Source organism: Leptolyngbya sp. 7M, assembly GCF_018128485.1.
Genome location: NZ_CP070897.1, coordinates 2,272,031 through 2,298,597, shown reverse-complemented (window position 1 = coordinate 2,298,597; position 26,567 = coordinate 2,272,031). Strand labels below are relative to the sequence as shown.

Annotated in this window: 34 protein-coding genes and 1 pseudogene; 15 read left to right on the top strand and 20 right to left on the bottom strand. The window is 49.0% G+C overall.

Annotated features, from left to right (window positions below; genetic code table 11):
- Positions 1–573: 573 nt before the first annotated feature.
- The 3 genes from JVX88_RS10965 to JVX88_RS10955 all read left to right on the top strand — a co-directional run bounded on the left by JVX88_RS10965 (position 574) and on the right by JVX88_RS10955 (position 2,203).
- Complete coding sequence (locus JVX88_RS10965; RefSeq protein ID WP_211627345.1) at positions 574–801, top strand: hypothetical protein; 228 nt, start codon at positions 574–576, stop codon at positions 799–801.
- Positions 765–1,484: a hypothetical protein gene (locus tag JVX88_RS10960; RefSeq protein WP_211627344.1), complete on the top strand. Its 720-nt coding sequence runs from the start codon at positions 765–767 to the stop codon at positions 1,482–1,484. The genes JVX88_RS10965 and JVX88_RS10960 overlap by 37 nt, the downstream gene beginning before the upstream one ends.
- 68 nt (positions 1,485–1,552) lie before the next feature.
- A complete protein-coding gene (locus JVX88_RS10955) occupies positions 1,553–2,203 on the top strand; it encodes a LemA family protein (RefSeq protein ID WP_211627343.1) in 651 nt (216 codons plus the stop codon).
- A 4-nt stretch (positions 2,204–2,207) separates the two neighbouring features.
- Here the strand turns inward: JVX88_RS10955 and JVX88_RS10950 are convergent, their stop codons facing one another.
- From JVX88_RS10950 to JVX88_RS10905, 10 genes are all read right to left on the bottom strand, one after another.
- Positions 2,208–2,522, bottom strand: a complete 315-nt coding sequence (locus JVX88_RS10950) for a hypothetical protein (RefSeq protein WP_211627342.1) — start codon at positions 2,520–2,522, stop codon at positions 2,208–2,210.
- Positions 2,519–2,794 carry a EutN/CcmL family microcompartment protein gene (locus JVX88_RS10945; RefSeq protein ID WP_211627341.1) on the bottom strand — a complete coding sequence of 92 codons (276 nt, stop codon included), beginning with the start codon at positions 2,792–2,794 and terminating at the stop codon, positions 2,519–2,521. Before JVX88_RS10945 ends, JVX88_RS10950 begins: the two co-directional genes overlap by 4 nt.
- Positions 2,795–2,800: 6 nt before the next feature.
- Positions 2,801–3,088, bottom strand: a complete 288-nt coding sequence (locus JVX88_RS10940) for a EutN/CcmL family microcompartment protein (protein WP_211627340.1) — start codon at positions 3,086–3,088, stop codon at positions 2,801–2,803.
- A 5-nt stretch (positions 3,089–3,093) separates the two neighbouring features.
- Positions 3,094–3,504: a DoxX family protein gene (locus JVX88_RS10935; protein ID WP_211627339.1), complete on the bottom strand. Its 411-nt coding sequence runs from the start codon at positions 3,502–3,504 to the stop codon at positions 3,094–3,096.
- 30 nt (positions 3,505–3,534) lie between these two features.
- The gene (locus tag JVX88_RS10930; protein WP_211627338.1) at positions 3,535–3,804 is read right to left on the bottom strand and encodes a EutN/CcmL family microcompartment protein; all 270 of its coding nucleotides are present in this window, start codon (positions 3,802–3,804) and stop codon (positions 3,535–3,537) included.
- Positions 3,805–3,808: 4 nt separating this feature from the next.
- Positions 3,809–4,087, bottom strand: a complete 279-nt coding sequence (eutM, locus tag JVX88_RS10925; RefSeq protein ID WP_211627337.1) for an ethanolamine utilization microcompartment protein EutM — start codon at positions 4,085–4,087, stop codon at positions 3,809–3,811.
- Between the two features lie 49 nt (positions 4,088–4,136).
- Positions 4,137–4,937, bottom strand: a complete 801-nt coding sequence (locus tag JVX88_RS10920) for a class II aldolase/adducin family protein (protein WP_211627336.1) — start codon at positions 4,935–4,937, stop codon at positions 4,137–4,139.
- 70 nt (positions 4,938–5,007) lie between these two features.
- A complete protein-coding gene (locus tag JVX88_RS10915) occupies positions 5,008–5,232 on the bottom strand; it encodes a hypothetical protein (protein WP_211627335.1) in 225 nt (74 codons plus the stop codon).
- A 159-nt stretch (positions 5,233–5,391) separates the two neighbouring features.
- Positions 5,392–5,673: a hypothetical protein gene (locus JVX88_RS10910; protein WP_211627334.1), complete on the bottom strand. Its 282-nt coding sequence runs from the start codon at positions 5,671–5,673 to the stop codon at positions 5,392–5,394.
- Entirely contained in the window at positions 5,670–7,751 is a 2,082-nt protein-coding gene (locus JVX88_RS10905) for a hypothetical protein (protein ID WP_211627333.1), read from the bottom strand. The genes JVX88_RS10910 and JVX88_RS10905 overlap by 4 nt, the downstream gene beginning before the upstream one ends.
- 46 nt (positions 7,752–7,797) lie before the next feature.
- Between JVX88_RS10905 and JVX88_RS10900 the strand changes: the two genes are divergently transcribed.
- The gene (locus JVX88_RS10900) at positions 7,798–8,433 is read left to right on the top strand and encodes a DUF937 domain-containing protein (RefSeq protein WP_211627332.1); all 636 of its coding nucleotides are present in this window, start codon (positions 7,798–7,800) and stop codon (positions 8,431–8,433) included.
- 89 nt (positions 8,434–8,522) lie between these two features.
- Here JVX88_RS10900 and JVX88_RS10895 read toward each other — a convergent pair whose 3' ends face one another.
- Positions 8,523–9,896, bottom strand: coding sequence for a transglycosylase SLT domain-containing protein (locus JVX88_RS10895; RefSeq protein WP_211627331.1), 1,374 nt, complete (start codon positions 9,894–9,896; stop codon positions 8,523–8,525).
- 206 nt (positions 9,897–10,102) lie between these two features.
- Here JVX88_RS10895 and JVX88_RS10890 point away from each other — a divergent pair, with 206 nt between their 5' ends.
- Both JVX88_RS10890 and JVX88_RS10885 read left to right on the top strand, forming a co-directional pair.
- Positions 10,103–10,483 carry a sugar phosphate isomerase/epimerase family protein gene (locus tag JVX88_RS10890; protein ID WP_211627330.1) on the top strand — a complete coding sequence of 127 codons (381 nt, stop codon included), beginning with the start codon at positions 10,103–10,105 and terminating at the stop codon, positions 10,481–10,483.
- Complete coding sequence (locus tag JVX88_RS10885) at positions 10,387–10,863, top strand: CPBP family intramembrane glutamic endopeptidase (protein WP_211627329.1); 477 nt, start codon at positions 10,387–10,389, stop codon at positions 10,861–10,863. Before JVX88_RS10890 ends, JVX88_RS10885 begins: the two co-directional genes overlap by 97 nt.
- Here the strand turns inward: JVX88_RS10885 and purQ are convergent.
- Positions 10,860–11,555, bottom strand: a complete 696-nt coding sequence (gene purQ / locus JVX88_RS10880; protein WP_211627328.1) for a phosphoribosylformylglycinamidine synthase subunit PurQ — start codon at positions 11,553–11,555, stop codon at positions 10,860–10,862. The two genes, JVX88_RS10885 and purQ, sit on opposite strands and share 4 nt — an antisense overlap.
- 5 nt (positions 11,556–11,560) lie before the next feature.
- The gene (purS, locus tag JVX88_RS10875; protein WP_211627327.1) at positions 11,561–11,800 is read right to left on the bottom strand and encodes a phosphoribosylformylglycinamidine synthase subunit PurS; all 240 of its coding nucleotides are present in this window, start codon (positions 11,798–11,800) and stop codon (positions 11,561–11,563) included.
- Positions 11,801–11,953: 153 nt separating this feature from the next.
- Here purS and JVX88_RS10870 point away from each other — a divergent pair, with 153 nt between their 5' ends.
- A complete protein-coding gene (locus tag JVX88_RS10870) occupies positions 11,954–12,337 on the top strand; it encodes a DUF4870 domain-containing protein (protein WP_211627326.1) in 384 nt (127 codons plus the stop codon).
- 299 nt (positions 12,338–12,636) lie between these two features.
- Here the strand turns inward: JVX88_RS10870 and JVX88_RS10865 are convergent, their stop codons facing one another.
- Together JVX88_RS10865 and JVX88_RS10860 are read right to left on the bottom strand one after the other, a co-directional pair.
- Positions 12,637–14,592: an amylo-alpha-1,6-glucosidase gene (locus tag JVX88_RS10865; RefSeq protein ID WP_211627325.1), complete on the bottom strand. Its 1,956-nt coding sequence runs from the start codon at positions 14,590–14,592 to the stop codon at positions 12,637–12,639.
- A 60-nt stretch (positions 14,593–14,652) separates the two neighbouring features.
- Positions 14,653–15,261: a glycosyltransferase family 4 protein gene (locus JVX88_RS10860; protein ID WP_211627324.1), complete on the bottom strand. Its 609-nt coding sequence runs from the start codon at positions 15,259–15,261 to the stop codon at positions 14,653–14,655.
- 348 nt (positions 15,262–15,609) lie between these two features.
- Between JVX88_RS10860 and JVX88_RS10855 the strand changes: the two genes are divergently transcribed.
- The 6 genes from JVX88_RS10855 (at position 15,610) to JVX88_RS10830 (ending at position 20,082) form a co-directional block, all read left to right on the top strand.
- Entirely contained in the window at positions 15,610–16,182 is a 573-nt protein-coding gene (locus JVX88_RS10855) for a hypothetical protein (RefSeq protein WP_211627323.1), read from the top strand.
- Positions 16,183–16,232: 50 nt separating this feature from the next.
- Positions 16,233–16,655, top strand: a complete 423-nt coding sequence (locus tag JVX88_RS10850) for a hypothetical protein (protein WP_211627322.1) — start codon at positions 16,233–16,235, stop codon at positions 16,653–16,655.
- A gap of 146 nt (positions 16,656–16,801) precedes the next feature.
- Positions 16,802–17,311, top strand: a complete 510-nt coding sequence (locus JVX88_RS10845; RefSeq protein WP_225931384.1) for a MerR family transcriptional regulator — start codon at positions 16,802–16,804, stop codon at positions 17,309–17,311.
- 95 nt (positions 17,312–17,406) lie between these two features.
- Positions 17,407–18,192, top strand: a complete 786-nt coding sequence (locus JVX88_RS10840) for a glucose 1-dehydrogenase (protein ID WP_211627321.1) — start codon at positions 17,407–17,409, stop codon at positions 18,190–18,192.
- Between the two features lie 163 nt (positions 18,193–18,355).
- Positions 18,356–19,417, top strand: a complete 1,062-nt coding sequence (locus JVX88_RS10835) for an aldo/keto reductase (RefSeq protein ID WP_211627320.1) — start codon at positions 18,356–18,358, stop codon at positions 19,415–19,417.
- Between the two features lie 128 nt (positions 19,418–19,545).
- Positions 19,546–20,082 carry an SMP-30/gluconolactonase/LRE family protein gene (locus JVX88_RS10830; protein ID WP_211627319.1) on the top strand — a complete coding sequence of 179 codons (537 nt, stop codon included), beginning with the start codon at positions 19,546–19,548 and terminating at the stop codon, positions 20,080–20,082.
- 253 nt (positions 20,083–20,335) lie between these two features.
- On the opposite strand, the gene mtnB is transcribed toward JVX88_RS10830, so the two are convergent.
- Both mtnB and acs read right to left on the bottom strand, forming a co-directional pair.
- Positions 20,336–20,962 carry a methylthioribulose 1-phosphate dehydratase gene (gene mtnB / locus JVX88_RS10825; RefSeq protein ID WP_211627318.1) on the bottom strand — a complete coding sequence of 209 codons (627 nt, stop codon included), beginning with the start codon at positions 20,960–20,962 and terminating at the stop codon, positions 20,336–20,338.
- Positions 20,963–20,967: 5 nt separating this feature from the next.
- Positions 20,968–22,920 carry an acetate--CoA ligase gene (gene acs / locus JVX88_RS10820; protein WP_211627317.1) on the bottom strand — a complete coding sequence of 651 codons (1,953 nt, stop codon included), beginning with the start codon at positions 22,918–22,920 and terminating at the stop codon, positions 20,968–20,970.
- Between the two features lie 82 nt (positions 22,921–23,002).
- On the opposite strand from acs, the gene JVX88_RS10815 reads away from it, so the two are divergent.
- Positions 23,003–23,530 carry a class I SAM-dependent methyltransferase gene (locus JVX88_RS10815; protein ID WP_211627316.1) on the top strand — a complete coding sequence of 176 codons (528 nt, stop codon included), beginning with the start codon at positions 23,003–23,005 and terminating at the stop codon, positions 23,528–23,530.
- Between the two features lie 80 nt (positions 23,531–23,610).
- Here the strand turns inward: JVX88_RS10815 and JVX88_RS10810 are convergent, their stop codons facing one another.
- The gene (locus tag JVX88_RS10810; RefSeq protein ID WP_211627315.1) at positions 23,611–24,267 is read right to left on the bottom strand and encodes a hypothetical protein; all 657 of its coding nucleotides are present in this window, start codon (positions 24,265–24,267) and stop codon (positions 23,611–23,613) included.
- Positions 24,257–24,919: pseudogene (queG, locus tag JVX88_RS10805) on the bottom strand (tRNA epoxyqueuosine(34) reductase QueG); the annotation flags it as partial. The gene JVX88_RS10810 and the pseudogene queG, both read right to left, overlap by 11 nt.
- 11 nt (positions 24,920–24,930) lie before the next feature.
- Between queG and JVX88_RS10800 the strand changes: the two are divergent.
- Positions 24,931–25,638 carry an ABC transporter permease gene (locus JVX88_RS10800; RefSeq protein ID WP_315875338.1) on the top strand — a complete coding sequence of 236 codons (708 nt, stop codon included), beginning with the start codon at positions 24,931–24,933 and terminating at the stop codon, positions 25,636–25,638.
- Positions 25,639–25,642: 4 nt separating this feature from the next.
- On the opposite strand, the gene JVX88_RS10795 is transcribed toward JVX88_RS10800, so the two are convergent.
- Positions 25,643–26,566: a YIP1 family protein gene (locus tag JVX88_RS10795; protein WP_211627312.1), complete on the bottom strand. Its 924-nt coding sequence runs from the start codon at positions 26,564–26,566 to the stop codon at positions 25,643–25,645.
- Between the last annotated feature and the right edge of the window lies 1 nt (position 26,567).

Genomic DNA, 26,567 nt, shown 5'->3' with positions numbered 1-26,567 from the left:
AGTGTGAATTACAGTTAAACCTTCAACTTCAGCCGCGCTTCTGACTCAAAAGATAATCAACAATCCTCAGGATTCTCTACTTCATAAAAAATTTATTAAACAGAAAACCTATCAGCCAAATTTGTGCAGTTCAACGGGTCAAATAACGAGTCAGACAGGCTATCACTGCTTTCTTTTGCTTTTTGTAGACATATCAGAAAAGCAAAAATAAACGAGCGAAACAACGATTTTACGTTCCTCAAGCAACAAATTATGAGTATTGCAGTTGTTGCCAGCCAAATTAAGTTGCTATACTCTAGGGAAAAGGAAGGCGACTATCGTTCGTTTTCGCAAAGATTCAAATCATTCAACCGCTTCAAGAGTTTTATAGATGTGACGTGAGACTGTTTGATTCTCAACGTTACTGACGCTGACTCTTTGATGAGCAGCCTACATTCACCCTCTGCTTTTCAGTCTTATAGACTTTATCCATATTCACCTGCAATTGATTCATTTGCGTAAACAGCCATTACCTGACTGAATGGCTGACGATAGTGCGCTTTTCGCTCTTCACTACACTTTAAGGAATCTATCATGGCACTATTTCATCACGGAGAAAACGGAGAACTCAGTGCAGTCGATGCCAGCAGCCTCTCTGGTAAAAACCCCTACCTAGGTGACATCATGCACCAATCGAAGGATACGTTGCTGCAAGGGCTTGACCTGGATAGCTCATTGGGATATGGCTTCGACTCAGCAAAATCTAATGCTGAGCAAACAGGTAAATGGTTAATCACTTCTCAGGATTGGTTGATGATCTAAAGTCCACACACGGGGGAAATCTGGTCTCGGTCACACTTTATGGATCGGCCGCGGCCGGTGATTTCATTCCGAGCCACTCCGATTACAATCTGTTGATAGCTTTACAAGAGATCACGCCAAGAGAACTGCGTGAAGCCCACGCCTGCGTTCGCGAATGGCATAAACTCGGGCATCCGGTGCCCGTGTATTTTACGGAATCTGAACTGAGCAATGCCGCCGACGTTTTTCCTATAGAGTTTCACCAGATGCAGGAAGCTCACAAAGTTCTCTACGGCAAAGACGTACTCGCCGATTTACAGATATCAGACCGATTTTTACGGCATCAGGCAGAATACGAACTGCGAAGTAAGTTACTGCATCTACGGCGACAGTATATTCCGGCTTCTGCATCAGTCGAGGGATTGAAGCGATTGATGGCTGAAAGCCTGGCCAGCTTTGCTGCAGTCTTTCGGGCCGTCCTGATACTTCACGGCAAACGTCCGCCTGTCATTAAACATGAGATAGTCGCATTGACAGTTCATTCGCTTGGCATTGACGGAAAACCCTTTGAGAAGATCTTCAACATTCGTGAGGATAACTTTGGCGAGCATTTGGATGAGGTCTCAGCAAATCAGCTTTTTGCAGACTATATGCGCCAGATAGAAGCTGTGATAGATTCTGTGAATAAATTAAACGGGACATAAGAGGTCAACGAAACTAGTTGATCGATGGCCGGAGCGGCCAATTTTACACCAGGGAAGGAGAAACTCAGATGAAACGGATGATCATATTGATGATGGTTTTTGCGGCATCGCTAACATTTAGCGGCTGCAGCTACAACGAACTAACGGCAAAGCAGCAGAACGTTAAAGGTAAATGGGCCAACGTTGAAAGCGCTATGCAGCGACGTGCCGACCTGATACCGAACCTGGTCGAAACGGCAAAGATGTCAGGTGTTCAGGAGCAAGAGGTATTTGGACAGATCGCCGATGCACGTTCTAGGCTTTTGAATGCGGCCTCGGCTCCCGGCCAAGGCGAGGGAGGGGACAAAACGCCCGAACAGCGTCAGGCTGTAATAGATGCCAATAATAGTTTTGGCGGAACGATCGGGCGTTTGCTGATGCTGCAGGAACAGTATCCTCAACTTCGCTCCAGCGAGGCGTTTATGAAGGTTCAGGACGAGCTTTCGGGGACCGAGAACAGGATCAACACCGCCCGCATCGACTTCAACGCTGCTGTTACGGATTACAACACATTGCGCAACTCCTTCCCGACTGTATTGACCGCAGGATTGCTCGGTTTCAAGGAGGAGCCTTTTTATCAGGCAGATGAAGGAGCCCGCAGTGCCCCACAGGTCGGTGATGCCAATTCACTTCGTCGAACGCAGCCGGCAAATCCGGCACCGGTAGGAAACTCGAATTAAGGTTCTAAAAACCGCGGGTGTTGCACATCGAACAATGATCACAGGGCTTGCCGTTCGGTTCAAAGGCGCAAGCCCTTTCATCCTTATCCGTACCGAAAACCCGATCGGCTATCGCTTCTGCGATCGAAAGCTTGTCGAGACTCGGATGTGCGATTCTAGCTTCAATTGATCTTTCCTGGCCTTCTAGCCTTGCCTCGATCTTGTCTATACGATGGTTGAGCTTTTCGAGACTCGCGAATAATGCTGCAACATCATTTGAGCGCTGTTCATTCTCAAGCAATTTAGCGATCCCATTTGCGAGTCGTTGCGTTTCGTTCATTTCAGTAGATCAATGTAGTCAACCACTCCCACGATCGCCGAATCGATCGCGGCTCCCGGACGCCCGGTCGCGGCAGTCGAGGCCGACCATCCTTCCTGTGCAATGATAACAACATCTCCTTCGCCCGCATCGACCGCGTCTAAGGCAAGACAAGTGTATTCCATATCTTCGCCTTCAGGCGTTATCTGGCGGCAGAGCATGATTCGCGAGCCTTCGTAACGCTGATTCTTTTGCGTTGCAACTACATTTCCAATGACGCGAGCAATTAGCATTCTGACCTACGACCGTCCAGACCTATTCAAAACATGTTCGTCCGAATCAATTATTCCAACAATTGTGCAGTCCGTTGGCGTTTCGTCACGTTTGAATGGGAAAGCGGCTTCCTTACCTCGGCACCAAAAGACAAGTTCACCAACTCCGGCACCAACAGCATCCAATGCAACCATCGGTTTCCCACGCTCTTTTAGGTCAGCATCAAGAGTCTGAACAAGCAAAAACTTACGACCATTAAGCGAGGCATTCTTCACTGTAGAGACCACATTGCCTATCACTCTTGCTATCTGCATATTCGTTATCGTGATCTGAATGATCGTTCCGGCTTTTTGTATGTCGCATACGCGATAGCGAGGAACGAAACTATCAGCACCACACTAAGTTCCATTCCATTGCGGCCAGCACCAACAACAAACCAGCCTTCTTTCCAATGTATAAGATAAATACCTGCCGAAAGCTGCAGCACAAAGATCAACGCTATGACCCATGTGTAGAATCCCGCTGCAAGCAATACACTTCCGACCAATTCAAATAGCGTGATACCCCAAGCCAGATAATATCCCAGCGGAAATCCCTGAGAACCTAGATATTCTCCGAAACCGCCGACCGTTCCATTTGAGATGCGAGCCGCTCCATGAATGAACATCACTGCCGCAAGCAGCACACGAATTATGATCAGTGCGTTTGAATGCTTGTCTCCCGAGCTCATATTAACCCGACATTGTGGGACGATGACCAGTTACGATGTGAAGTCGATCGTATCGATGACACCAATTATCGCCGAATCGACCGGACAGTCCTTGTTGCCTTCAGCCATTCGGGCAGAAGATCCACCTACAACGATGACCTTTTCGTGAAATCCAGCACCGACCGTATCGACTGCAACAACATAGCCGCTCTGGTCAGTCCCGTCTAGATTGACTGGCTTGACGATGAGCAGCTTTTTTCCGTGGAGCCGTTCGTCCTTTTGTGTGGAGACAACGGTGCCTAATATGCGTCCGATGATCATTTAGTTATTTCATCACTACCGGCAGCGTTTCATCTACCGCATTGTGCGGGCGCGGAATAACGTGAACACTGACCAGTTCACCTACACGCCGTGCGGCGGCGGCCCCGGCATCGGTCGCGGCCTTTACGGCTGCAACGTCGCCACGAACGATGGCGGTAACAAATCCGGCCCCGATCTTTTCATACCCGACAAGCTGAACGTTAGCTGCCTTTACCATCGCGTCGGCGGCCTCGATCATCGCTACAAGACCCTTGGTCTCAACCATTCCCAATGCTTCCTGCATTTAGTTTTGCTCCTGATCTCCTGTGGAAATTTGAAATGACCCGTGTAGTTTAACTTAAGTTTGCCGCTTGGCTCAAAAGCTCGATCAATTCTTCACGAGTGAAAGAAACTTTACCACCGTTTGCCTGAAGCAAGTTCGGGTAGGTAACGTCCAGATTACACGAGATCTGGGAATCGTGAAGATAACCGCACGCTTGACATCGGGCATTCTCTTTAAGGTAACCGGCCTTCTCTCTAATATTTATGAGTTTCTCGATGGCATCCGGAGGCAGATCATTCGCTCCACCTAGAGCCTTTGCGAGTATTGCGATCTTTGCTGTGTGTTCGAGCGTTTCCAGACGGTCAAATGCCTGCCAAAGATCGTCTCCGTATGCAACGGCTCCATGATTCGCCATCAAAAGAGCGTTGTGATGTTCAACGTAAGGCTTCATCGCCTCTGTGAGCTCATTTGTTGACGGTGTGCCATAGCTTGTAAGCGGTACACAGCCGAGCGTTAAGATCACTTCAGATAGAATCGGCTTATCGATCGCCAATCCCGCGACTGCAAATGCTGTGCCGTGCGGCGGATGAGCGTGGCAAACCGCCTTTACATCAGGTCGCATCTTGTATATCAGCAGATGCATCGCGAGTTCTGATGAAGCTCGTTTGTCTGAGAGAGGCTTGCCGTCCATATCAGTGAGCGCAAGTGAATCTTCGGTCATTCTGCCCTTACATGTCATTGTCGGCGTCGCCAAAACAGTGTTCTCATCAAGCCGAATACTCACGTTGCCATCTGATGAGACAACATAGCTGCGCTCATAAAGAAGCTTGCCGATCTCAACGATCAATTTTCTGGCTTGCAGTTCGTCCATACAATGCGAAACCACAGATTAACACAACTCGTGGATCGCGTTAACCTGTGGTTCTAAAATGAAACAATAACTAGTTTGCCGGAGCGGCCATCATCTTCATCTCCTTCAAAGGAGCCGGCGGCGGCACCATCCGATCAAGATCTGATATAAAGGCGTCACCTCGGTTCCGTTTACCGCGTTTGCAGTCCTTTTGGTGTCTATTCGCCGTCTGCTCCAATTCGGCTATACGATCTATCAAACGCTCGTTCTCGGATCGGAGCTGCTCATTCTCAGCTCTCAGCTCACGATTTTTCATCCACCTATCCGACCTGCTCTTCCCTACCCTATCAAAGCTAGGGACAGCAATACTTATGAAGAAACTCGCAATAAAAAGACCTACCGTAAACGTGAAAAGGAAAGGAACTACTCGTTTGATGATACCAATGTAATGCATAGACACCTCGTGAAAGAACTACTAAAGTTTACGTCCGGTACGCGATATTGGTTTCATTTCGCGTTCGACGCCGGGCTCTGAGGAGAGGTGGAAGGAAAGGCTTTCGAGTGAGATCGTGAGATCGACCGATTTTACCTTTACGTCTTCCGCGGCCGTTAGCGGGACCGGAGCTACGTTTAGCACCGCCTTTATGCCGGCCTTTACAGACGAATTTGGGTCAGCGATCGTGTTTGAGAATACAGCCGCAGTTAGCCCCGAGAGAACAAAAGCAATGATGATGATCCAAATAATGACTTTTTTCATTTAACTACCTCTATCTGAATATCCTTAGATGCGATGTTACCGAATTTATCGGCAGCGAATGCCCGCAGTATATAATTTCCAGCAGGGTATTCCCCCGATTCAAGGAACCCCTCACGGACATCATTTCCATTAATGCGGTTGGTCACGATGAAATTGAAGACGGTTATTCCAGTTGCTCCTGACCTGCTGCCGACGGCATATGCATATCTAACGCCGAACTGCGGCGGCATCATATCGAAAGATATCGCCCAGAATTTAGGGGAAACACCATCAGAAGCCCCAATATTTTCGGGTCGGGCAAGATGGTAACCGATCCTATAGGGAGCGAGTCTCCGGCGTTCCGCATTTCCGTCTTTGCGATCATATGCGCTTACGACAACACGGGCTCGTTCCTTTATGATAATACGCCCTTCGGCATTTTTTGTTTCGAGGGGTTTCCAATTCTCATCAAAGAGCGAAACGCTTTCGATCACTGGCGGAATACTGTCCGAAATTCCTGGAAGATCGAGAGCGTCCAAAGCATTCATCTCATTTCCCGGCCGACCGGCGATTAGATGGACGTGGTTCATAGCATTCAGAGTTCCGATCTTTTCGCCCGCCTTGAATTTTTCTCCTCGTGCGATCCTGACACCCGCTAACTTACCGTTTGCATCATTGAAGAACTGAAATCGCGGATCAGCATACTTGTTATTTGCTATATCGCGTCCGAGATTTATGTGCACATAACCAATTGTCGGCATCCGAAGCAGCTCGCGAAGCGTCCCGAAATTGGCCACGGCATTTGGATCAAGTACCTTTTCATCCCGAATGAATGTTGCGGACTCACCATAAGAGCCTGGTATGTCCAAACCATTGTGAAACCACGCCTGTGAATTGTCATCCTTGATCTCGCCTCGGATCTCACCGAGAGTGCCCGCGATCTCGCGAACTTTGTTCGGCGGGTCATACGGCCAACGGCCTGGCTGAAGACCGCGGAATTCATCTGCTTTCATCGGTCCTAGGTCAGGTTTGCTAATGCCAGAAATTTTCATTCCGGACTTCCCATCGTGCAATGAACGTATGACACCATTGTCGCTATCAGCTATTAAAAGCGTTCTTCCGAGGATCGCCAACCCCGACGGCCGATTGAACTTTGACTGCGAGGTCTGACTGTCTGAAAAGCCGCGTTCGCCGCCAGCTAATGTTTCTAAATAGGGAAATGACCGAAGTCCTATAGCTCTGATAGTGTGTCCGTCAGCAATAAAGATCACTCCGCGTTTATCGGCCGCGACCGCGGTTGGGCTGACCAGGGACGCAAACGCCGGATAACCATCGCGAAGTTCTTCACTGCCGTCGCCCGCGAGTGTCCATACTGTTCCATCCGGCTCGACGACGCGGATACGTCGGTTTCCGGAATCTGCGACAAGCACTTTGTCACCCCAGGTCGCAATACCCAGCGGCGTATCGAACATCGCCGCCGAACCGAACCCGTCGGCAAATCCTTTTGTGCTGCCTGCCAGAGTTCGCACCATGCCATTTTCGATGACGCGAATCCTGTCGTTATAAGTGTCTGCAACAAAAAGCTTTCCATCATCCGCAAGGGCTAAACCGGTCGGGCCGTTGAACAATGCAGATCTCGAATCGCCATCTGCAAAACCGCGTTCGTTGTGAATTCCTGCGAAGGTAAACATCTCGCGGCCATCATCGGAGATCATTTTGATCGTGTTCGTTCCCGTTTCCGATATGAGTATCGCTCCATCTTTTCTGACGACGATTCCCGAAGGTGTGTCGAGTCCGTTCACTCCTCGAGTGTTCGCGTCACCTGGCCGAAAATGGACCAGTTCGCCAGTATGGCCGTCAGTGAAATAGATATGACCGTCGTGGACCGCAATTCCAAACGGTTCAGAAAGTCTGCTATCTAGCGTGTAGTAAGTAGAAACGCTATTAAATCGGTAAGAATTTTCAGCATTTTCGCAACTGACCAAAAAGCCCGCGAAGAGTAGGAACGAAACGACGAAAAATATACGAAGAAATATCAAATTAGGATCTGCCGCAGAAAAATCTTTTCGCAGCTGAGAAAAGTTTGTTAACATCATCATACAGCTTTCGGCATTACACAAAGAACCCATGGGAGGATTTTAGATCATGCTATCACTTCAAGACCTTTTAGGACCGGATCGCGGCGATACTGCTCTTAGCGAGATCAGCAATACCGTTGGTGCCGAACCTTCACTCGTTAGTTCGGCCATTCAAATGGCTTTGCCGGCAATAATAGGTGGGTTGGCAAATAATGCTGCCGACCCGCAGGGGGCCCAGAGCCTGGATCAGGCATTAGCACGCGACCATGACGGAAGTATTTTTGACAATTTGGGTGGCCTCGGCAGCCTGATCTTTGGACAGCTTCAATCGCCGGAGCCGACACCTCCACAACTGAATGCCGGAGGGATCCTTGGACATATCTTGGGCACCAATCAAGGGCCGGTCGTCGAACAGGTCAGCCAGAACACCGGGCTTAACATGGGCCAGGTTGCTCAAATATTGATGATGATCGCACCGCTGGTAATGGGATATCTTGGACAACAGAAGCGGCAACAGAATGTCGGAGCGGACGGCCTGGGCGGTTTGCTCGGCGGTTTGCTCAGTGGGCAGTCTGCCGCCGCTCCGCAGTCGTCAGGAAATATGATGATGGACATGGCGTCATCAATGCTCGATAGTGACCGTGACGGTTCAGCAATGGACGACATCGCCTCAATGGCCCTTAACTACATAACAAAACGTTGATCGTAAAGTGGATGCTGCCTATCTATACTTTATGAGCCGGCTGTTTTAGATCTATTGCAAAATTAAAACCGCAGTTTGGGTCGATATTTCTATAAGCGGTTTAGATTTTCATCGTAGAGTTCGCGGTAGATACGATAGTTGTTCATTACCTTGAAGACATAATTTTTGGTCTCTGCGAAACCAACCTCCGCGGCGAATAGGCCCGGGTCTTTTGGTGACGTGCGTTTTAACCAGCGAGCTGCATTGTCCTCGCCGGCATTGTAACTGGCAGCTACGGCTTCGTAAAGACCGCCAAATTCGTCTTTTATTTTTCGTATGTATATCGACCCGATCGCGATATTGGTCTCAGGCTGGTATAGATCGTCAGGATGAAGGTTTCGGTATCCGGCTTCGTCCTTGTACTTGATCGCGGTATCAAAAACAAGCTGAACAAGGCCTCGAGCCCCAGCAGGGGATTTTGCGTTTGGTTTGAAGGAGCTTTCTTGCTTCATTATTGCTAGGACAAAACGCGGATCGATCTTGTTCTTTTTCGCGTGGCGTAACACCTGTGTACTGAACATAATAGGATATTCAGTGTAGAGGCGCGGCGTTGCCTGGCCGATCCTCTGAACCCTGGATCCCGCAAGTTTGTCGGCTGCCAAACCTCCGTAATACGACGTGAGAGTATTCGGAATGCTTTTATAAACAGTCTTGGCCTCTGTTATCTTACCCGCCTTTTCAAGCGAAAGACCTTTCAAATATAGTGCTTCATCTGAGGAAGTCATTGATCCGCGGAATGCGTTTGCGGCGAGAAGGACGTCAGCGGACGCGGCTGCCTCTGCCCACCGGCCGCGAGCGATCTCCATGCGCAGCTTACCTTGAAGGGCATTCGCTTCGGCCGGCTTACCCTTAAACGTTTCAACCGTTCGCAATACCCATTCATCCACCTTGTTGTATTCGCCGGCCTCGCGATAGGCGTCAATTATATTAAGATGTGCGGATTCAATCCGCTCCCCGGCGGGAAACATTGCTACATATTGCTCGTAGGTTTTTGCTGCCTCGATGTTGCGACCTGCACGAACAAAGCTTGCACCTTTGAATGCGAGACCCTCTCGACCATCTTTCGTGAAAAGATGATCTTTTATCAACCTGTCGAACCATTCCACGGCAGTTAGGTATTCACGTTCCCACATATAGGAACGAGCAGTGCCAAAGAGAGCCTTTGGAATACCCGCATCGTTGGGATATTCGGTTATAACGATCGCCCAATGTTCACGGGCCTGCGGGAACATACGGTTCGCCATATACGCATCAGCACGTAAGAGATGTTCGGCCACCGGCATTATCGGCAGCTTACCGGAATTAGATGCCCGGGCGGCAGTATCGGCCTCTATAGCTCGACGTAGTGCGACATCCGAAGTTTGTGCCAACAAGGTTGAAACAGCTATCGTTATGAAAAGAATTGCAGCAAAAAAAGCTCTCATATTGATACTTCAGGAGGGCGAGTAACATTTTAAGATTACTCGATTCTATGACGAAACGGAAATCTTTTTCGTTGCAAGCAGTTTAAGTCGAGCAAGAGCTAGAAAATGCGGAGAGGGTTTGCTTAGCAATCGATCTTTATCCATCTGTTTTTAAGCGGTGATCTGGCGTGTTAAAATCACAAGTTCAATAGATTGAGGTGAATTCGATGAAACTTGCCATAAACGGTGCGACTACGATGACTGCCGATCTTGAGACCGACATCCGTGCGGCCGCGGCTGCGGGCTTTGAATTGGTCGAATTGCGGTCAAATAAGCTTTACGATCATTTGGAAAAGAAGACGATCGATGATCTGAAAGCGTTGCTCGCGGAAACAGGGGTTGGCGTGCTTTCTATCAATACCCTTGAACATATTACCTGGCGTTCGGATGAAGATTATGCCGCGATCAAGGAGGAATGTGAAAAGCTTTCGTCAATTTCTGCTGCTATCGGTTGTCCTTCGCGGCCGCCGCTGAAGAGCTTGTTTTCCGCGGCTACATCTTTCAGACGCTTATCCGTTCAAATCATACGGTCGTGGCATTCCTTCTGACCTCAACGCTTTTTGCAATGGTTCATCAGGGAAATCCGGGCGCAAACATAATAGGCTGGGCAAATACTTTTCTGGCCGGGATCTGGTTCGGCATTGCCTACTTAAAGACAAAAGAGCTTTGGTTTGTCAGCGGCATCCACTTCGCCTGGAACTGGCTGCAGGGTTCGCTTTACGGGATAGAGGTGAGCGGCCTTACCGATATTTCACCGCATCCTGTCTTTAAAGAGATAGAAACCGGGCCGGCATGGATCGGCGGCGGTAGCTATGGCTTAGAGGGAGGCATAGTTACTACGATCTCTATTCTTATTTCGATCATTGCCATAAGATATTTAACTTGGGAGCGTTTCGATAAAACTAAACGAGCCGCAGAGAGCTCTTAATATCTCTGTATAGCCGCAGTAAGAGAACGAAAGATATCTCGTCCATCGGTCGATCCGAGAACCTCCTCACACGCACGTTCAGGATGCGGCATCATTCCCAGGACGTTTCTATCAAGATTGCAGATACCGGCAATGTTGGATCTTGCACCATTAGGATTAGAATCATCGGTGATCGCACCGTCTGCCTCGCAATACCGAAAGACTATCTGGCCGTTCTCTTCCAATGAATTAAACGTCTCATCGTCGCAGGCATAGTTTCCATCCGCGTGCGCGATAGGTATTGATAGAACCCGTCCGCTTTCCATTTCGGTGGTATATGGCGTATTTGAATTTTCAACCCGTATATTTACATGCCTGCACACAAAATGGAGTCCCGAGTTTCGCATCAAAGCACCGGGCAAAAGACCTGCTTCGCAAAGTATCTGGAATCCATTGCAGATACCAAAAACGAACTTCCCTGCCGCTGCAAAATCCTTTACAGCACGCATTACCGGAGAAAACCTTGCAAGGGCTCCAGCACGCAAGTAATCACCGTAAGAAAAACCGCCGGGTATGATCAGAGCATCAAATCCCGAAAGATTAGTTTCCTTGTGCCAAATAAAATCCACCGGTTGACCAACGTGTTTCGAGATCACGTGATACGCATCGTGATCACAATTGGAGCCCGGAAATACTACCACTCCGAATTTCATAGATTCTAGAACTCCACCCGATAATCTTCGATCACTGGATTGGCCAATACATCTTTCGCGATCTTTTCGACTGCTGCCCTAGCTTCTGATTCAGAGACTGAATCGGCCAGTGCGATCTCAAAGAATTTTCCTTGCCTTATATCTGAAATATTCTCGAACCCTAGAAGTTCTACCGAATGATGTATGGCTTTTCCTTGCGGATCCAGTACACTTGGTTTCAGTGTTACGTAAACCTTTGCTTTCATCAATACACCTACATTAACCTTTGAAATAAATTGTAGATTGTTACGCAAAACGTTGTTTTATTCAACGTCCTATGTTAAGTTTCACGTTAAGTTTTTTCTCAGCAATCTCTAGGAATACACAAACCCTTACTTCACAGGAGAGAATTCGGAAAAATGCAAAATCAAAAGTCTGCCATCGGTATGGATGGGAACATTACCGCACTGATCGGCTACATTGTTGGCATTGTAGCTTTGGTACTTATTTTCATTGAAAAGGACAACAAGTTCGTCCGTTTTCATGCTCTACAATCAGTGCTTTGGTCTGTTGGCATCGGTGTCGGATTCTTTGTCGTTGTAATAATCGGCATGATCTTGGGCATAATTGTTTCTATGGTTTCTTCAACGCTAGGTTCCATTGTCTGGGGCATCACAGCATTGCTTTACCTTGGACTATTTCTCGCACTTTTCGGGGGGCTTGTTTACGGTGCGATCAAATCCTACGGGGGTGAGATGGTAAAACTCCCTTTTGTCGGCAACTTGGCGGAAAAGTGGGTTTGAATATTTAGCCAACCCTCTTCGTAGGCAGTGCTTTAAATCAAGAGGAGCACTTCCTTAAAATAGACGGCTTTAGGTCTCCCTTTTAACACTCTAGCTGGAGAGCCAGACTTGATGTGAACAATATTGCATCAGTCTGGCTATTCCTTTTTCAAGGAAAATATATTTGATAAACAGTACTTTTCTCACAGGCTGTTGATCTTCGTGGGTGTTTGCGAATGTGTGTGCATTAACAGAATGATAACCGCGAGGGCAGCCGTGGACTCGCATCTCATAGCTTTAAGATAGGCTTTGTCATTAATTTACGGCAAGCAGGAATGTTGGGAGAACGCTCGTAGAACCTCTCCGACGCTCCAGGCTTGGGCTGGGCAGCCGCGTGGAATGTGCGGCGCATCACCATCAAAGATCTCGGATATCTGGCCGAGACCTGCTTCAAGAAGATGGCGTTCGAAACTGGACATCATCTCAGCAACGACTGTTTTGTCATCCGGATAAACTTTGCGGAAGGCATCGACAAACGGCCCGAGCAGCCAGCTCCATACTGTTCCCTGGTGATAGGCCGAATCGCGAGCGAAGGGCGAACCAGTATATATCCCCACGTATGCAGGATCGTTTGGTGACAACGAACGCAGGCCGACGGGCGTGAGCAGGTCGGAACGAACCTTTTCGACAACCGCAACCCAGCGATCTTCTACAAGGATCGGATGAGTTAGCGAGATCGCGAATATCTGATTTGGCCTCACAGAGCCATCACGGTGGCCGTTTTCTACAACGTCAAAAAGGCATTGTTCCGATCTGTTCCAGAACAACCCGTTAAAACTGAGCTTTGCTAGATCAGCCATTGCTTCAAACTGTTGGCGATCTTCGTCGTGCCCGAATCTTTCGGCAAAGTCTGCCATTATGCGTAGAGCGTTATACCATAGTGCTTGTATCTCGACCGGCTTGCCCGTTCGCGGCGTGATCACAAGATCGCCGATCTTCGCATCCATCCACGTAAGCTGCACATCGGGCGAACCCGCGTATAGCAAGCCGTCGGTATCAACGTGAATGTTGTATCGTGTTCCTCGAAGGTGCCAGGCGACTATATCGGCAAGTTTTTCGTAAAGCTCCGCGTCAACAAATGCGTGATCGCCGGTCGCTTCGGTATATGCGCGTATAGCCTCAAAATACCAAAGCGTTGCATCGACAGTGTTGTACTCAGGAGTTTCTCCGGCATCAGGGAATCGGTTTGGCAGCATTCCCTCTGAGATGTGTTTGGAATACTCGAGAAGTATCTCTTTCGCTATCTGATGTCTGCCTGTTGCGAGAGTTAATCCGGGCAAAGCGATCATCGCATCGCGTCCCCAATCAGAGAACCACGGATAGCCAGCGATGATCGAATATCCATCACCGCGTTTTACGATGAACTGATCGGCGGCAAGGACAAGTTGCTTATTGAATTCTGCTTTCGCGTTCGCTGCCGTTATCAGCACACTCCTTCGCTTTCGCTCTGCTTTTTCAAGAACATTGGCAAGCCTTCTTATCCGCTTGCCAGACGAGCATATGACATTTGCCGTTTCTGCAAGATCGAATCGCATTACGAATGGTTGAAAGAGATCTTCAAAGTGATCGAACCCACGCTCGGCCTCGATCGCTAAGTCGAAATTGCGATACCAATATCCGCTATCTTCAATCGCGAAAGCGTTGTGCGTGAAGAATATTTCGGGCAATTCCGGGTACGGCCGAAGTGAAACAAGCCCCCGCCCAACCACGTATCCTGTGTCGAACCTTGCGTCCTCATGCTGAAGATGATGATAGTCCGTGAACGAAACAAGCGGTCGCAGCTCAAGCATTATCTTCTCAGGACACGGATCTTTATCGAGCAAAGTCCATCGGCAAACGACCGCATTTTCTCCAGATGGCATAAACAGAGACTTCTGAAGACATATCCCGCCGACCTCATATATCCAAGTCGGAAACGGATCGAGACGGAATCCGGCGAGGTGCTCGAAACCCTTTGGATATATAGTATCGGGGAATCTGTTCGTAGAAAGCTCAAAACGCTGGTCGCCAATAATAAGCGTTTCTTCGAACTTGGACAGCATCGTTGCCCGACCGAGCGGCTCTCGGGTTGCGGCCGTCAAAAGCCCATGATAGCGGCGTGTAAGAGCTCCCGAAACAGTGCCCATTGCGAAGCCGCCAATGCCGTTCGTCTCCAGCCACTCGAGCGTAGAGGCATTCTCAAAGCTGTTGCAAATTGGTTCTTCGATAGTGATCATCGGTGATCGAATTGCTCTAGTCCGAATGAATATTCCATGAAAAGAAGCCAGGCTGATATTTTAGACCGGGTCCCCGCCAATTATCCTTCCATACAACGCCTCGGTCTCATCTATCATTCGGTCGAGTGAATACTCTATAGATGCGATCTGTTTCGCATGGAGTCCAATCCGCACCATCTCATCTCGATCGTCTAGCAAACGCGAGACCTCATTCGCCAAAGTCACTGGTTCATTGACAGGTACCATCACGCCGCAATCTGCGATAAGCTCTTTGGCTCCGTCTGTCTCGGTGGCGACGATTGCCTTACCGTGGGCCATTGCCTCAAGGATCGCGAGGCCGAAACTTTCAGACCGAGAAGGAGAAACGAACACATCAATCGCGGAATAAAAACCTGCTGTGTCGTCAAGCCAATCGAGCCATAAGATCTTTTCACCGAGTCCTGACACGCCTGCGAGTCGTTTCAATTCGCGACGGAAGCGCTTGTCAACCGTGTTATCGACGCCAACAATTACGAAACGGCAATCGGGCACGGCTCTAATGACCTCAGCTGCGGCAATCACGAATTCACGCTGACCCTTTAATTCCTTTAATTCGCCGAGCGTTCCGACAACCGGCACATCTTCTGGAATTTTGTGCAGTTCTTTAGACGAGCAAGTTACTCTCCTCATCAAACTTCTGAATGCTGTCATTCAAGGCGAGAACTATTCCATCCGCGAGTTCGAGCAGGCACTTGAATTCCTCACTTATGCCACTACGCTACAGTGCCCTTTTGAACGACAATTCAGCCCTTCACTCGGTCAAGCCTTAGCCAAAGAAATCGTTGCTGCCTTAACAGGTCGAATGCCGTGATCAGGGATTTCGATGAGGGCGATCGTTTGTGGAAAGGGACGATCGTCTTTCTGATAGGGTCTAACAACCTCAAATAACCACTGATTAAATTAATTAACCATAATTAACTAAGTTTGAATAGCAATTGTAGGATGGGAGATGTAACACTCTAACTGGAGCAATGATCCATGCCTCGTAAAAGTGAACCCCCGAAAGGCGGTCGTCCTTTGGACGGTGCGGAGCACCATCGTCAACGCATCCAGTTTGCCTACAATGCTGATGTCGATTCTCCCACAGGTGTCCTCTTCCAATATTTGATCAAGAACGAACGCGCTCGCAGTCGGGAGGGCAAGCACAAAGGCATTGATGCCATGAGTGCCTTTTGGAAACCCTTTGCTTATCAGGAGCAGGAGAATCTGAGCGAAGAAGAACTGAAGACGATCGCCCGTGAGTGCATTGAACAGTTAAACCGACAAATGACGCTGATCTGTGACACCTTTGGTTTAGAGCCTCCAACTGCATCGACCTCAACGGTGGATTTGAAGCAAGAGATTCGCCAGGCTGTGGCAGAAGCGTTTCGGCAGATGGTTGTCACCGGAGGAACACCAATGGTGACTGGGAATCTTCCACTCGCTCCCTCGCCACAAAAGTCAAGTACGCAACGACCTTCTAGCGATGGGTTTGAGGAACCCGAAGGGGTGGATTTTGATGAGGATGCGCTGCTAGGAACGCTGTTGGATGATGCTACGATCGCTGCTTAATTCCGTTCTCCAACTGATTCCTCTTGTTATTCCTGTCAAATGAACTTCCTATGGCAGCAAAACCGAAAGAACCGGAAAACGAAGCAGGCAAACAGGCGCGCCAGCAATACCTGGAGCAGGCGAGGCGTGTCATTGGCGAAGCCAATCTTGATTACTCTGCCCTCTACCAACGCTTTGCTCAGAATGATTGGGCTGCCATTAAGCTGGATGACACTGTCGCGCTGGCAGCACTGAAAGCCGGATACTCACCGAAGGAAGTGGTAGGTATCCTGCATCAGAGTCCCTATTTACAGCATCAGGTGCATGTCAATAAAGTGCCGCTAGCCCCGATGAGCCAGTACGTGCGATCGACCGTGATGAAAGCGGTGCAAAGATTAGAGAAAGCTCAGGGAACGCAGAAGACTCAGGGGCGTTCACGCAGCGTTCCTGATGGGAAATCGGCTCAGCAGAAGCCGGGAATGGAATTTGAATAGATGGTGGCTGACAAAGCCATCAGATGCACCTGTCCATGCCTGTTCTAGCCATCAGCGACGCGATCGCTCTAAAAATGCCCAGGCAGGCTTGACTTAGAGTGCGCTCTAAGTTTTATGGTAGAAACAAGCGTCTGGAGGTGAGTCTGATGCCTACTCTAACGATTCAACAAGTGGCTCAACAAACGGGATTAAGTGTCCATACCCTGCGATACTACGAGCGCAATGGGCTATTGGAACCTGTCGATCGCGCCAGCAGTGGGCATCGGCGCTACTCTGAGGAAGATATTGCCCGCATTGAATTTCTGACTCGGCTCCGCTTAACCGGGATGCCAATTCGCCAGATGCAGGAGTTTGCTCGCTTGTTTCGGGAGCGACCAGAAGCCATTGCCGATCGCCGTGCCATTCTGGAGCGCCATGAACGCGAAGTTCAGGCACACATCCAAGAACTCCAGCACAATCTGGAAGCGATTCAGTGGAAGATTGGCTACTACAAGCAGCTAGAAGCACAGCAGCAAATGGGCGCAACAGCAGGCACTCAACACCAGCAGCGGCAGAGCTGCATTGCGGCAGGGCAGGCATTTTTACTAGAACGAGCGCTAAAACAAGCAGAGATCACTGAGCCTGAAATTGATGAAATTCCTCATCAGGTGAAATAACCACGACTTCACCGAATACAAGTTTGATCAAAGGCTGTCCAACATTGGAGCAGTCCAAACGATCGCGCTGTTTCAACAACTTGAAGGGAGAAAACATGATGAATTTGCAACGCGATACAGTTGCCCTTGTCACTGGGGGAAGTTCTGGCATGGGTCGAGCCGCTGCCCTACAATTTGCCAAGCAGGGGGCAAAAGTCGTGGTAGCGGCACGGCGCGAAGCCGCAGGCAATGAAACCGTTGAGCAGATTCGGCAGTTGGGCGGAGAAGCCAGCTTTGTCCAAACAGACGTATCGCAACCCGCAGCCATTGAGGCACTGATTCAAACCACGATCGCGCTTTACGGTCAACTCGATTATGCCTTCAACAATGCCGGAACCGAAGGGGTGTTTGCACCGATAACGCAACTAACTGAAGCAAATTGGGATCATACAATGAATACTAACTTGAAAGCTGTTTGGCTCTGCCTCAAGTACGAGATCGAGCACATGATCAAACAGGGAACGGGAGGGGCGATCGTCAATACCTCGTCCTGGTTAGCAAAAGGCGCACTGATCGGTTCCACGATCTACTCTGCTAGTAAAGCTGGCTTAGACGGCATGGTGCGGGCAGCAGCATTGGAATGTGCCCAGTATGGGATTCGGGTCAACAATGTCAATCCTGGCATCATCGACACGGAAATGTTTCGTCGCTTTGGTAATCCTGATGATCCAAACGATGCAATCGTTCCAGTATTCACGCATCATATTCCACTGAAGCGATTAGGCAGTTCCGAAGAAGTTGCAGAAGCGGTCGTCTGGCTTTGCTCTGATGCCGCCAGGTATATCACCGGACAAACTATCTTAATCGATGGTGGCTTTGCCATTCCGGGTTTTCGCAGTTAATCGACAACTGATTGATAACAGGAAAACATCATGATACAAGCTCACTTACAGCCAATGAATAGCGATCGGCATCAACTTTGAATGGGATTTTTGCAGCAAAAGAAGTTTTTGCCGAACGGGATGCGAATGCGATCAGTTAAGTTATGCAATAAACAAGGAAACTATGCAATACAAACTGTTGGGCAACACTGGATTAAGAGTATCTGAACTGTGTCTGGGCGCAATGACCTTTGGCGACGATTGGGATTGGGGCGCAAGTCGGGAAACCAGCCAAGCTATCTTTGACGCGTTTGCAGAAGCGGGGGGTAATTTCATCGATACTGCTAATGTTTACACCAATGGAACCAGTGAGAAACTCCTCGGTGATTTTGTCAGTGCAGAACGCGATCGCTTCGTCATTGCCACCAAATACACGGTGATGATGAATCCCACTGATCCTAACTCTAGCGGTAATCAACGCAAAAATCTAATGCGATCGCTGGATGCTAGCCTGAAGCGGTTAAACACCGATTACATCGATCTCTATTGGGTTCACATGTGGGATACGGTCACGCCTGTGGAAGAGATAATGCGGGCACTCGATGATGTCGTGCGGGCTGGCAAGGTGATGTATGTCGGCATTTCCGATGCTCCTGCCTGGATTGTCAGCCGTGCTCAGACGATCGCTGAATTGAAAGACATGACCCCCTTTGCCGCAATTCAGCTTGAATATAATCTGGTAGAGCGCACGGTCGAGCGAGATTTGCTGCCAATGGCAGAAGACTTGAATTTGAGCATTTTGGATTGGTCGCCATTAGGGGGAGGTGTGCTAACGGGAAAATATTTGAATCAGGATTCTGAACACGATCGGCTCAACAAAGCAGAATACTTTCAGCACTACAAAGTCGAACGAGCGATGCAAATTGCTCAAACGGTGGTTGAGATCGCAAATGAGATCGGCTGTAGTGCTGCGCAAGTTGCCCTCGCCTGGATTCGGCAGCAGTCCCCTCGACATATCCCCATCATCGGAGCGAGAACTTTGGAGCATCTTAAAGACAATTTGGGTTGTTTACAGGTCGGGTTGAGTGAGGAACAATTCATTCGTCTCAATGCTGCTAGCGAAGTTGATCCAGGCTTTGCCTTGACGTTCCTGCGTCGGTTACAAAACTTGTTTTTAGGTGCGGCACATAAAACGTTGGATTTGAGCCTGCATCCTGTCTCCCGATTGGTACTCGATCGAAAATAACGGGATATGAACTCATGAGAAAACTATCTTCTTCCGTGTCTGTGTTGTTACTCTCAGTATTGCCAATCTTATCAATCGCCAGCGTATCTCAATCAGTTTCAACATCTCCTCAGTCATTCTCACCTAAGATGTTAAACGTATCTCAGAATGGAAATATACTCGCAGCTACCACTCTTGCAAACACTCTCGCTCCCATTGAGTTACCTGCAAACTTTCAATACCCCAACGGCATTGCTCATGCCAGCGATGGCACAGTCTATGTTGGTTCGATCACCAGTGGTCGCATCCTACGAATTTCTCCCAACGGTCACATTGAAACCTTATTCCCTGGCAATGATGAGGTATTTGCTGCTACCAGTTTACGACTAGATGAGCCGCGCGGCATTCTCTGGGGCAGTTCTCCTGATTTTCTGGGAACTCGTGCCCCCAATGGTGAAACGGTGCGTCGCCCCCCGCGTGTTTTTGCGATTGACATTCGCACCGGCGAAGTGCTGCGTTTGGTTGCCATGCCAGAAGGGGGGTTTAGCAATGATCTTGCTGTTGATCCAGAGGGGGGTGTTTACATCACTGATAGTACCCTAGCTCGCATTCACTACTTAGCGCCCGGAGCCACTCAATTGCAAACCTGGGCAGCCGATGACCGATTTCAAGACGACCGGATTTAATAACGTCCGCCGTAACATAGCCGCCCTTTGCTTTCAACATTTCGATCTCATCAGAATAGAACGCGAGTATCTCCTCATCCGAGGCATCCGGCCCGATCTCATTAATGTTGCTCCAGCGTTCGTAATCGATGCCTATTGCGCCCAGAAACGCCTTGACCTCATCAGTTCCCGTCAATCTCAGATCTTTTTTCGGTACATCCACAATTGCCATATTTTGATCTTCAGCTCTTCTTGAGCAATAAATGATATTTCTCTATTTTATCTGCCTCCCCAGCACTTCAAACAAAAACTCAAATATCTCGATATGCCTGCGGGCATCCGCGACGGTTTCACCCCAAGTGTAAAGCCCATGCCTGCGCAAATAAATACCATGGCATGTCGGGTTCTCCCGGAGCACGTTCTCGATCACGTGTGAGAGCGCAACGTAATCCTGCGAATTGTCAACTACCGGAACACGTTCAAGATGCTCATGGGTTGAAACTCCTGAAAGCCCTTTCAGCATTTCATATCCTTCGATCTCGATCGCGCCTTGTTCGTAATAACGATCGGAAAGGATCGTTCCCCAGACCGAATGGGTGTGAAGTATCGAGCGTGCCCGCGCAACGTGGCGATATATACATAGATGCAAAAGCGTTTCAGCAGACGGCTTGCCAAAACCGTCAATGATATCTGCGTTGTCATCAAGCTCTAGGAAATTTGTCTCATCGAGTTCACCTTTTTCAACGCCGCTCGCTGTTACACACATCCTTAGCGGCTTCCTTGCTAGAAGCATACTAAAGTTGCCACTGGTGCCTAAGACCCAGCCACGACGATAAAACTCTCGCCCGGCAGATGCTAGCTCCATCGAGAGATGTTTGTATTGTTTATCAGTTTTTGACATCGGAACTATTCCTCATCCTCTCGAAGCTTTTCAAGTACTGATAGATCTTCCAAGGTTGTAACATCTCCGGCAACCGATGAACCAGAAGCGATCTCGCGCAAAAGCCTTCGCATTATCTTACCGGAACGTGTTTTCGGAAGTGCGTCGGTAAAGCGAATGTCATCCGGTTTTGCTAATGCACCTATTTCTTTAGCAACGTGTGCCCGCAGGGTTTCTTTGAGTTCGTCTCCTCCGGTTCGCCCGCCTTCAAGTGTAACAAAGGCTGCGATCGCCTGGCCCTTTAACTCATCAGGTCTGCCGACAACGGCAGCTTCGGCGACGGCCTCGTGCGAAACAAGTGCAGATTCGATCTCCGCGGTTCCAAGCCTGTGTCCGCTTACGTTTATTACGTCGTCAACGCGGCCCATTATCCAAAAATAACCCCGATCATCACGTCGAGCGCCGTCGCCGGCAAAATAATGTCCGGGAATTTCCGACCAATAGGCCTGTTTGTAACGTTCGTCGTCACCCCAAAGCGTCCTAAGCATTGACGGCCAAGGATGTTTTGCAACCAAATAGCCGCCTTCATTGGGTCCGACCGGTTTGCCCGATTTTGTGACCACGTCAACCAGAATGCCGGGTAAAGGGCGTGTTGCAGTTCCGGGCACAAGCGGGGTGGCACCTGGAAGCGGTGCGATCATTATCGCACCTGTTTCGGTCTGCCACCACGTATCAACGATCGGGCAGCGGCCTTTGCCGATCACTTCGTGATACCACATCCATGCCTCCGGGTTTATCGGTTCTCCAACCGTTCCGAGCAATCTCAAAGATGAAAGATCGTGTTTTAAAGGATACTGTTCACCCCATTTTATGAACGCACGGATCGCAGTCGGGGCAGTGTAAAAGATGGTTATCCGATTGCGTTCTATAATGTCCCAAAACCTATCGAGATCGGGGAAATTCGGAGCTCCCTCGTACATAAAAACCGTCGCACCGTTTGCGAGCGGGCCATAAACAACATAACTATGTCCCGTCACCCACCCTATATCCGCAGTACACCAATAGACGTCTTCATCCTTTAGATCGAAGACCATCTTTGTGGTGTAAGCGGCTTGAGTAAGATAACCGCCTGTCGTGTGCAATATGCCTTTCGGCTTGCCGGTCGTCCCCGATGTGTAAAGTATGTAAAGCGGGTGCTCCGAATCGAGTTCTTCTGCCGGACATTGCGTGCCGACGGTTTGCATTAGTTCGTGCCACCAATGGTCACGACCTGCCTTTATCGAAACAGGAGATCCGGTGCGTTTGTACACTATAACGTTCTCGATACTGGGCGTTTGTGCTGCGGCTTCATCGACCGTATCTTTTAATCGGATCTCTGCACCGCGTCTGTAGCCGCCGTCTGCTGTTACGATCAGTTTACATTGTCCATCATTGACGCGGTCGCGGATCGCATCTGCCGAAAAGCCGCCAAAGATCACGGTGTGTGTTGCACCGATCCTAGCACAAGCCAGCATCGCTATTGCCAACTCCGGTACCAGCGGCATATAAAGTGCAACGCGATCGCCTGTCTTGATTCCAAGCTTTTTCAAGACATTGGCAAACTTGCAAACCTCGCTATGCAGCTGCAGGTAGGTCAGCGTTCTCTGTTCGCCGGGTTCCCCTTCCCAGATAAATGCCGCTTTGTTCTTGCGCCATGAGGAAAGATGACGATCGATGCAGTTGTATGAGATATTAAGTTTCCCGCCTACGAACCATTTTGCGAAAGGCTCGTGCCATTCGAGCACGGACTCCCATTTCCTGAACCAATGAAGTTCTTCCGCCTGTTTTGCCCAGAATGTCTGTGGATCGGCGGCCGCGTCGGAATAGAGTTTCTCGTACTCGGCGAAGCTCTTTATATGTGCATTTGCAGCGAACTCTGAAGGCGGAGAAAAGACACGATCTTCGGTCAAAACGGATTCAATGGCAACAGTTTCGGACATATCTGGATTATATGTTATTCATTATTCTGGGTTAAGCTCATCGATCACAGGCGGGCACTAATTGTGGCATGGTTCTTCAGAAATGAATGGTTCTAAGTTGGATAGGTTGGAGTGGGCCGTTGGGCTGATTAACGTTAAACCCAATGATCGAATTCTTGAGATCGGCTGCGGATACGGCCGAGCGGTGTCACTCGTTTGCGAAAAACTTATTACCGGAATGATCACGGCCATTGATCGGTCATCGAAAATGGCGAATGCTGCAAAAGACGCGAACGTGCAAAACATTATTGCAGGGCGGGCCGAGATCCTTCATGCAGATCTGCTCTCGTCTGACTTGCCCGAGGCCGCTTTTGATAAAGTGTTTCTGTTCAATATCAATGTCTTTTGGATGGACCCGGTCGCTGAACTGAATGCTATCCGAAGGCTGCTCGAGCCAGGAGGCATTTTTTATCTTTTTCACCAACCTCCCCCAGGCCACAAGGCAGAGGAATTTGCAGAGAAATTCAAAGAGAACCTAGGTAAGAACAGGTTTGACATCAAAGACATTCAATTCGGCAACTTCGCATCATCCGATGCTGTGTGCATTACTTCGCAGCCGCATTTACAGTGATCCCTATCAGAAAAAACAGATTCTATCGAAAATTACAGCGATAATCTTCGCATTTAGAGTGGTAAATCCTCGAGTAACTGCTACCTTGCAAGCAGTTTTATCTTTCTGATCTTCAAAAGTAATGGCCGCGTAGATGAGTTGGAAGTTTTGGTAACGATGCCGCGCAGGTCATCCAAAATTTTACCTAATTCAGCCTTGTCTGTTCTGTCATTAGGCCATTCATATCCTCCTCCGCTTTTCTTATCCTCTGCCAGCGCCTCTAAAAACTTAGCAATACTATTCATTGCTTTCGCTGCGTACTCGCCACGGGGATACTTTTCCAAATATTTGCCTGTCGTTGTGCGGATCGCATAAATGTAACAGTTCACAAAACCTTCGCATTCACCGGGTAGAGGGTTGTTAGCCGCCTCCCAGGCTATTCGATCGGCGATCATCAGTCCCCGATACTTCGTCTCAAGATCCCAGAAGCGTGCGGAACGTACATAATAGTTGCCACCAGGTTCGTTGTACACGATATCCTTTTCATTCGCGATCAGAAAACTCTTTTGTGGCTCTTTATCCAGTCCATCGATGGGCAATTTATCTAGTTGCCGCTGCAAATTCAGCAGCCTTTGCAGCTCTGCCCGGGCCTGTGCAGAGCGTTTCTGCGCGTTGCTCTGGGCCATCATATCGGTTGCCGCAAAAATTACAAAGACAATAAGACATACCTTTTTAAGCCAGCGATAATTATGTTTCATAAGTCTTCGCCTCGTCTCGCGAATAATTGTCCTTTAAATGCTTCGCATTTCGCTTGAGCCCGCTCAACTTGGTCCGTTTCATAGAGCTGTGACGAAATCGTTCGACATATTGCTGGTGGTCCATCTCAAGTACCGATTCGGGGTCAAGTGAGGTTTCGCCATGCCGCGGTTCAAAACGTGTTTCATTGGACGGCGTTTCGAACCTATTCCACGGACAAACGTCCTGACATATGTCGCAACCGTAAAGCCAACCATTCAGATCTTTGGCGATCTCATTGGGCAATGTCTCACTCCTTAGTTCGATGGTCGCATAGGAGATACATTTGCGTGAATCGACCACATACGGCGAGACTATCGCGGCAGTAGGACACGCATCGAGACACGCCGTGCACGTTCCGCAGTGGTCTGCAACTGGAGGAAGTGAGCCCGAAACTTCTTTGTTCAATAGGATCTCACCTAGAAATACCCACGATCCCATTTCGCGAGTGATCAGGTTCGTGTGTTTGCCGATCCAACCCAAACCGGACCTGACCCCCCATGCCTTTTCCATCATCGGAGCCGTATCAACACAGATCTTCCCATCTGCCTCGGGAAATTCTTCTTTGATCAGGGATAACAATGACCGAAGCCTTTCTTTGACCACATCGTGGTAGTCATCTCCCCATTATCGGACAAACGCTGGAGATCAATGGTCGGCAGTTTACTGTCGTAGGTACGTTGGAGAAAAAGGCCCAGCTTCTGGGCGGCGGCGGCGGAAATAATGATGAAAGCAATACGATCTATATGCCGTTTGAATCAGCGCAGAGAATAAAGCCGAATGCTGATGACATTTTCATCGTTGCTGTCGCGAAACCGGGCCGCCTTCAGCAGGCAAGAGATCAGGTCGAAGATCTGCTCCGCGTTCGCCGCAAAGTAGAGTTTGGAAAGAAGAACAATTTTTCGACCGCTACCGCTGACAGCATCATCGATCAGTTTCAATCGATCACGGCCGGCGTCGCATTGGCGATGGTCGTTATCTCATCTATCGGACTTTTGATCGGCGGAATTGGCGTTATGAACATAATGCTTGTTTCGGTGACGGAACGCACGCGCGAGATCGGTATTAGAAAAGCGATCGGAGCAAAACAAAGCGATATCATGCTCCAATTTCTGATTGAGGCAGGAACATTGACCGGCTTCGGTGGGGTGTTGGGACTCGCCATCGGATGGGCACTGACGCTTCTGATCGCCCTAGTCTTTCCGTCTTACGTTCCATATTGGGCCCCGATCGCCGGTTTCTTTGCCAGTGTCGGCATCGGGTTGATATTTGGGCTCTTCCCAGCATGGAAGGCGGCCCGGCTAGATCCGATCGAGGCCCTGCGATACGAATGATCGCTTAACTTAAAAAGCTTGGGAAAAGAAACGCAGCGACTATACCCAGCAAAAGCATCCCTCCGAATACGATCAATGCCGATGTCCAAGCGGTTGAACCTGATATTCTTTCTCCCGCATTTTTTAATCCGGTTGCCTGTAACCATATCCAATAGAATGTCAGCAAACTTAAGCTAGCCAGTATGGTATAGATAACAGGGTGTTCGGCCGGCAGCACCAAAAATCCTAGATTATCCTGTATAAGCGACTGTTGACCGAGTATCGGATGAATATCCGTAGGGTCCTTTATGAACAGCACAATGCTGTTGAGAATGAATCGGAGAACGGCGACCGGGAACATCGCATAGACCACGGCTGAAAAGGCTTGCCAATAGTTGATAGTGCCGCCAAAAGCCAGAGCAATAAGCAAAAACAGGGCTGCAAGAAAAGCGTAGCCGAGTATCGACATCGCAAATCCGCTGATCGCCTGCGCGACACGAAGCACGGGGTTCTTCGCATCTTCGATCGCCTTCTGTCGGCCGCCCTCTACCTGAACACGTGCATCGCCAGTTACCATCGGCATTTCAAGAGTTTTATCAATGGTAAAATTCGCGATCCTCTCCGGAGTTAAGCGATAAAAGAATAGATTCGAATATGTGGCCGAAAGCGCGGACATTATTATCACAGCAACCAACCATCTGGGATGTCGCCGCAGATTCTGAAATACCTCGGTCGGAGATACGAAGATGTTCAAAAGTGTTGATGGCGTTGACATCCGCTCTACACCTTCCGTCGATGGTTTATCGATAAAACTTAGCCCGATAAAAAGTCCGCCTAAAAGTATCAGCACAACGCCGGCAGGCGTGAAACCGGGTATTACGCCAACAATGCTTAAGATCGCCAACAATAGTCCGACGACAGCAGTTATAATTCCCGCGATCAGATTCATT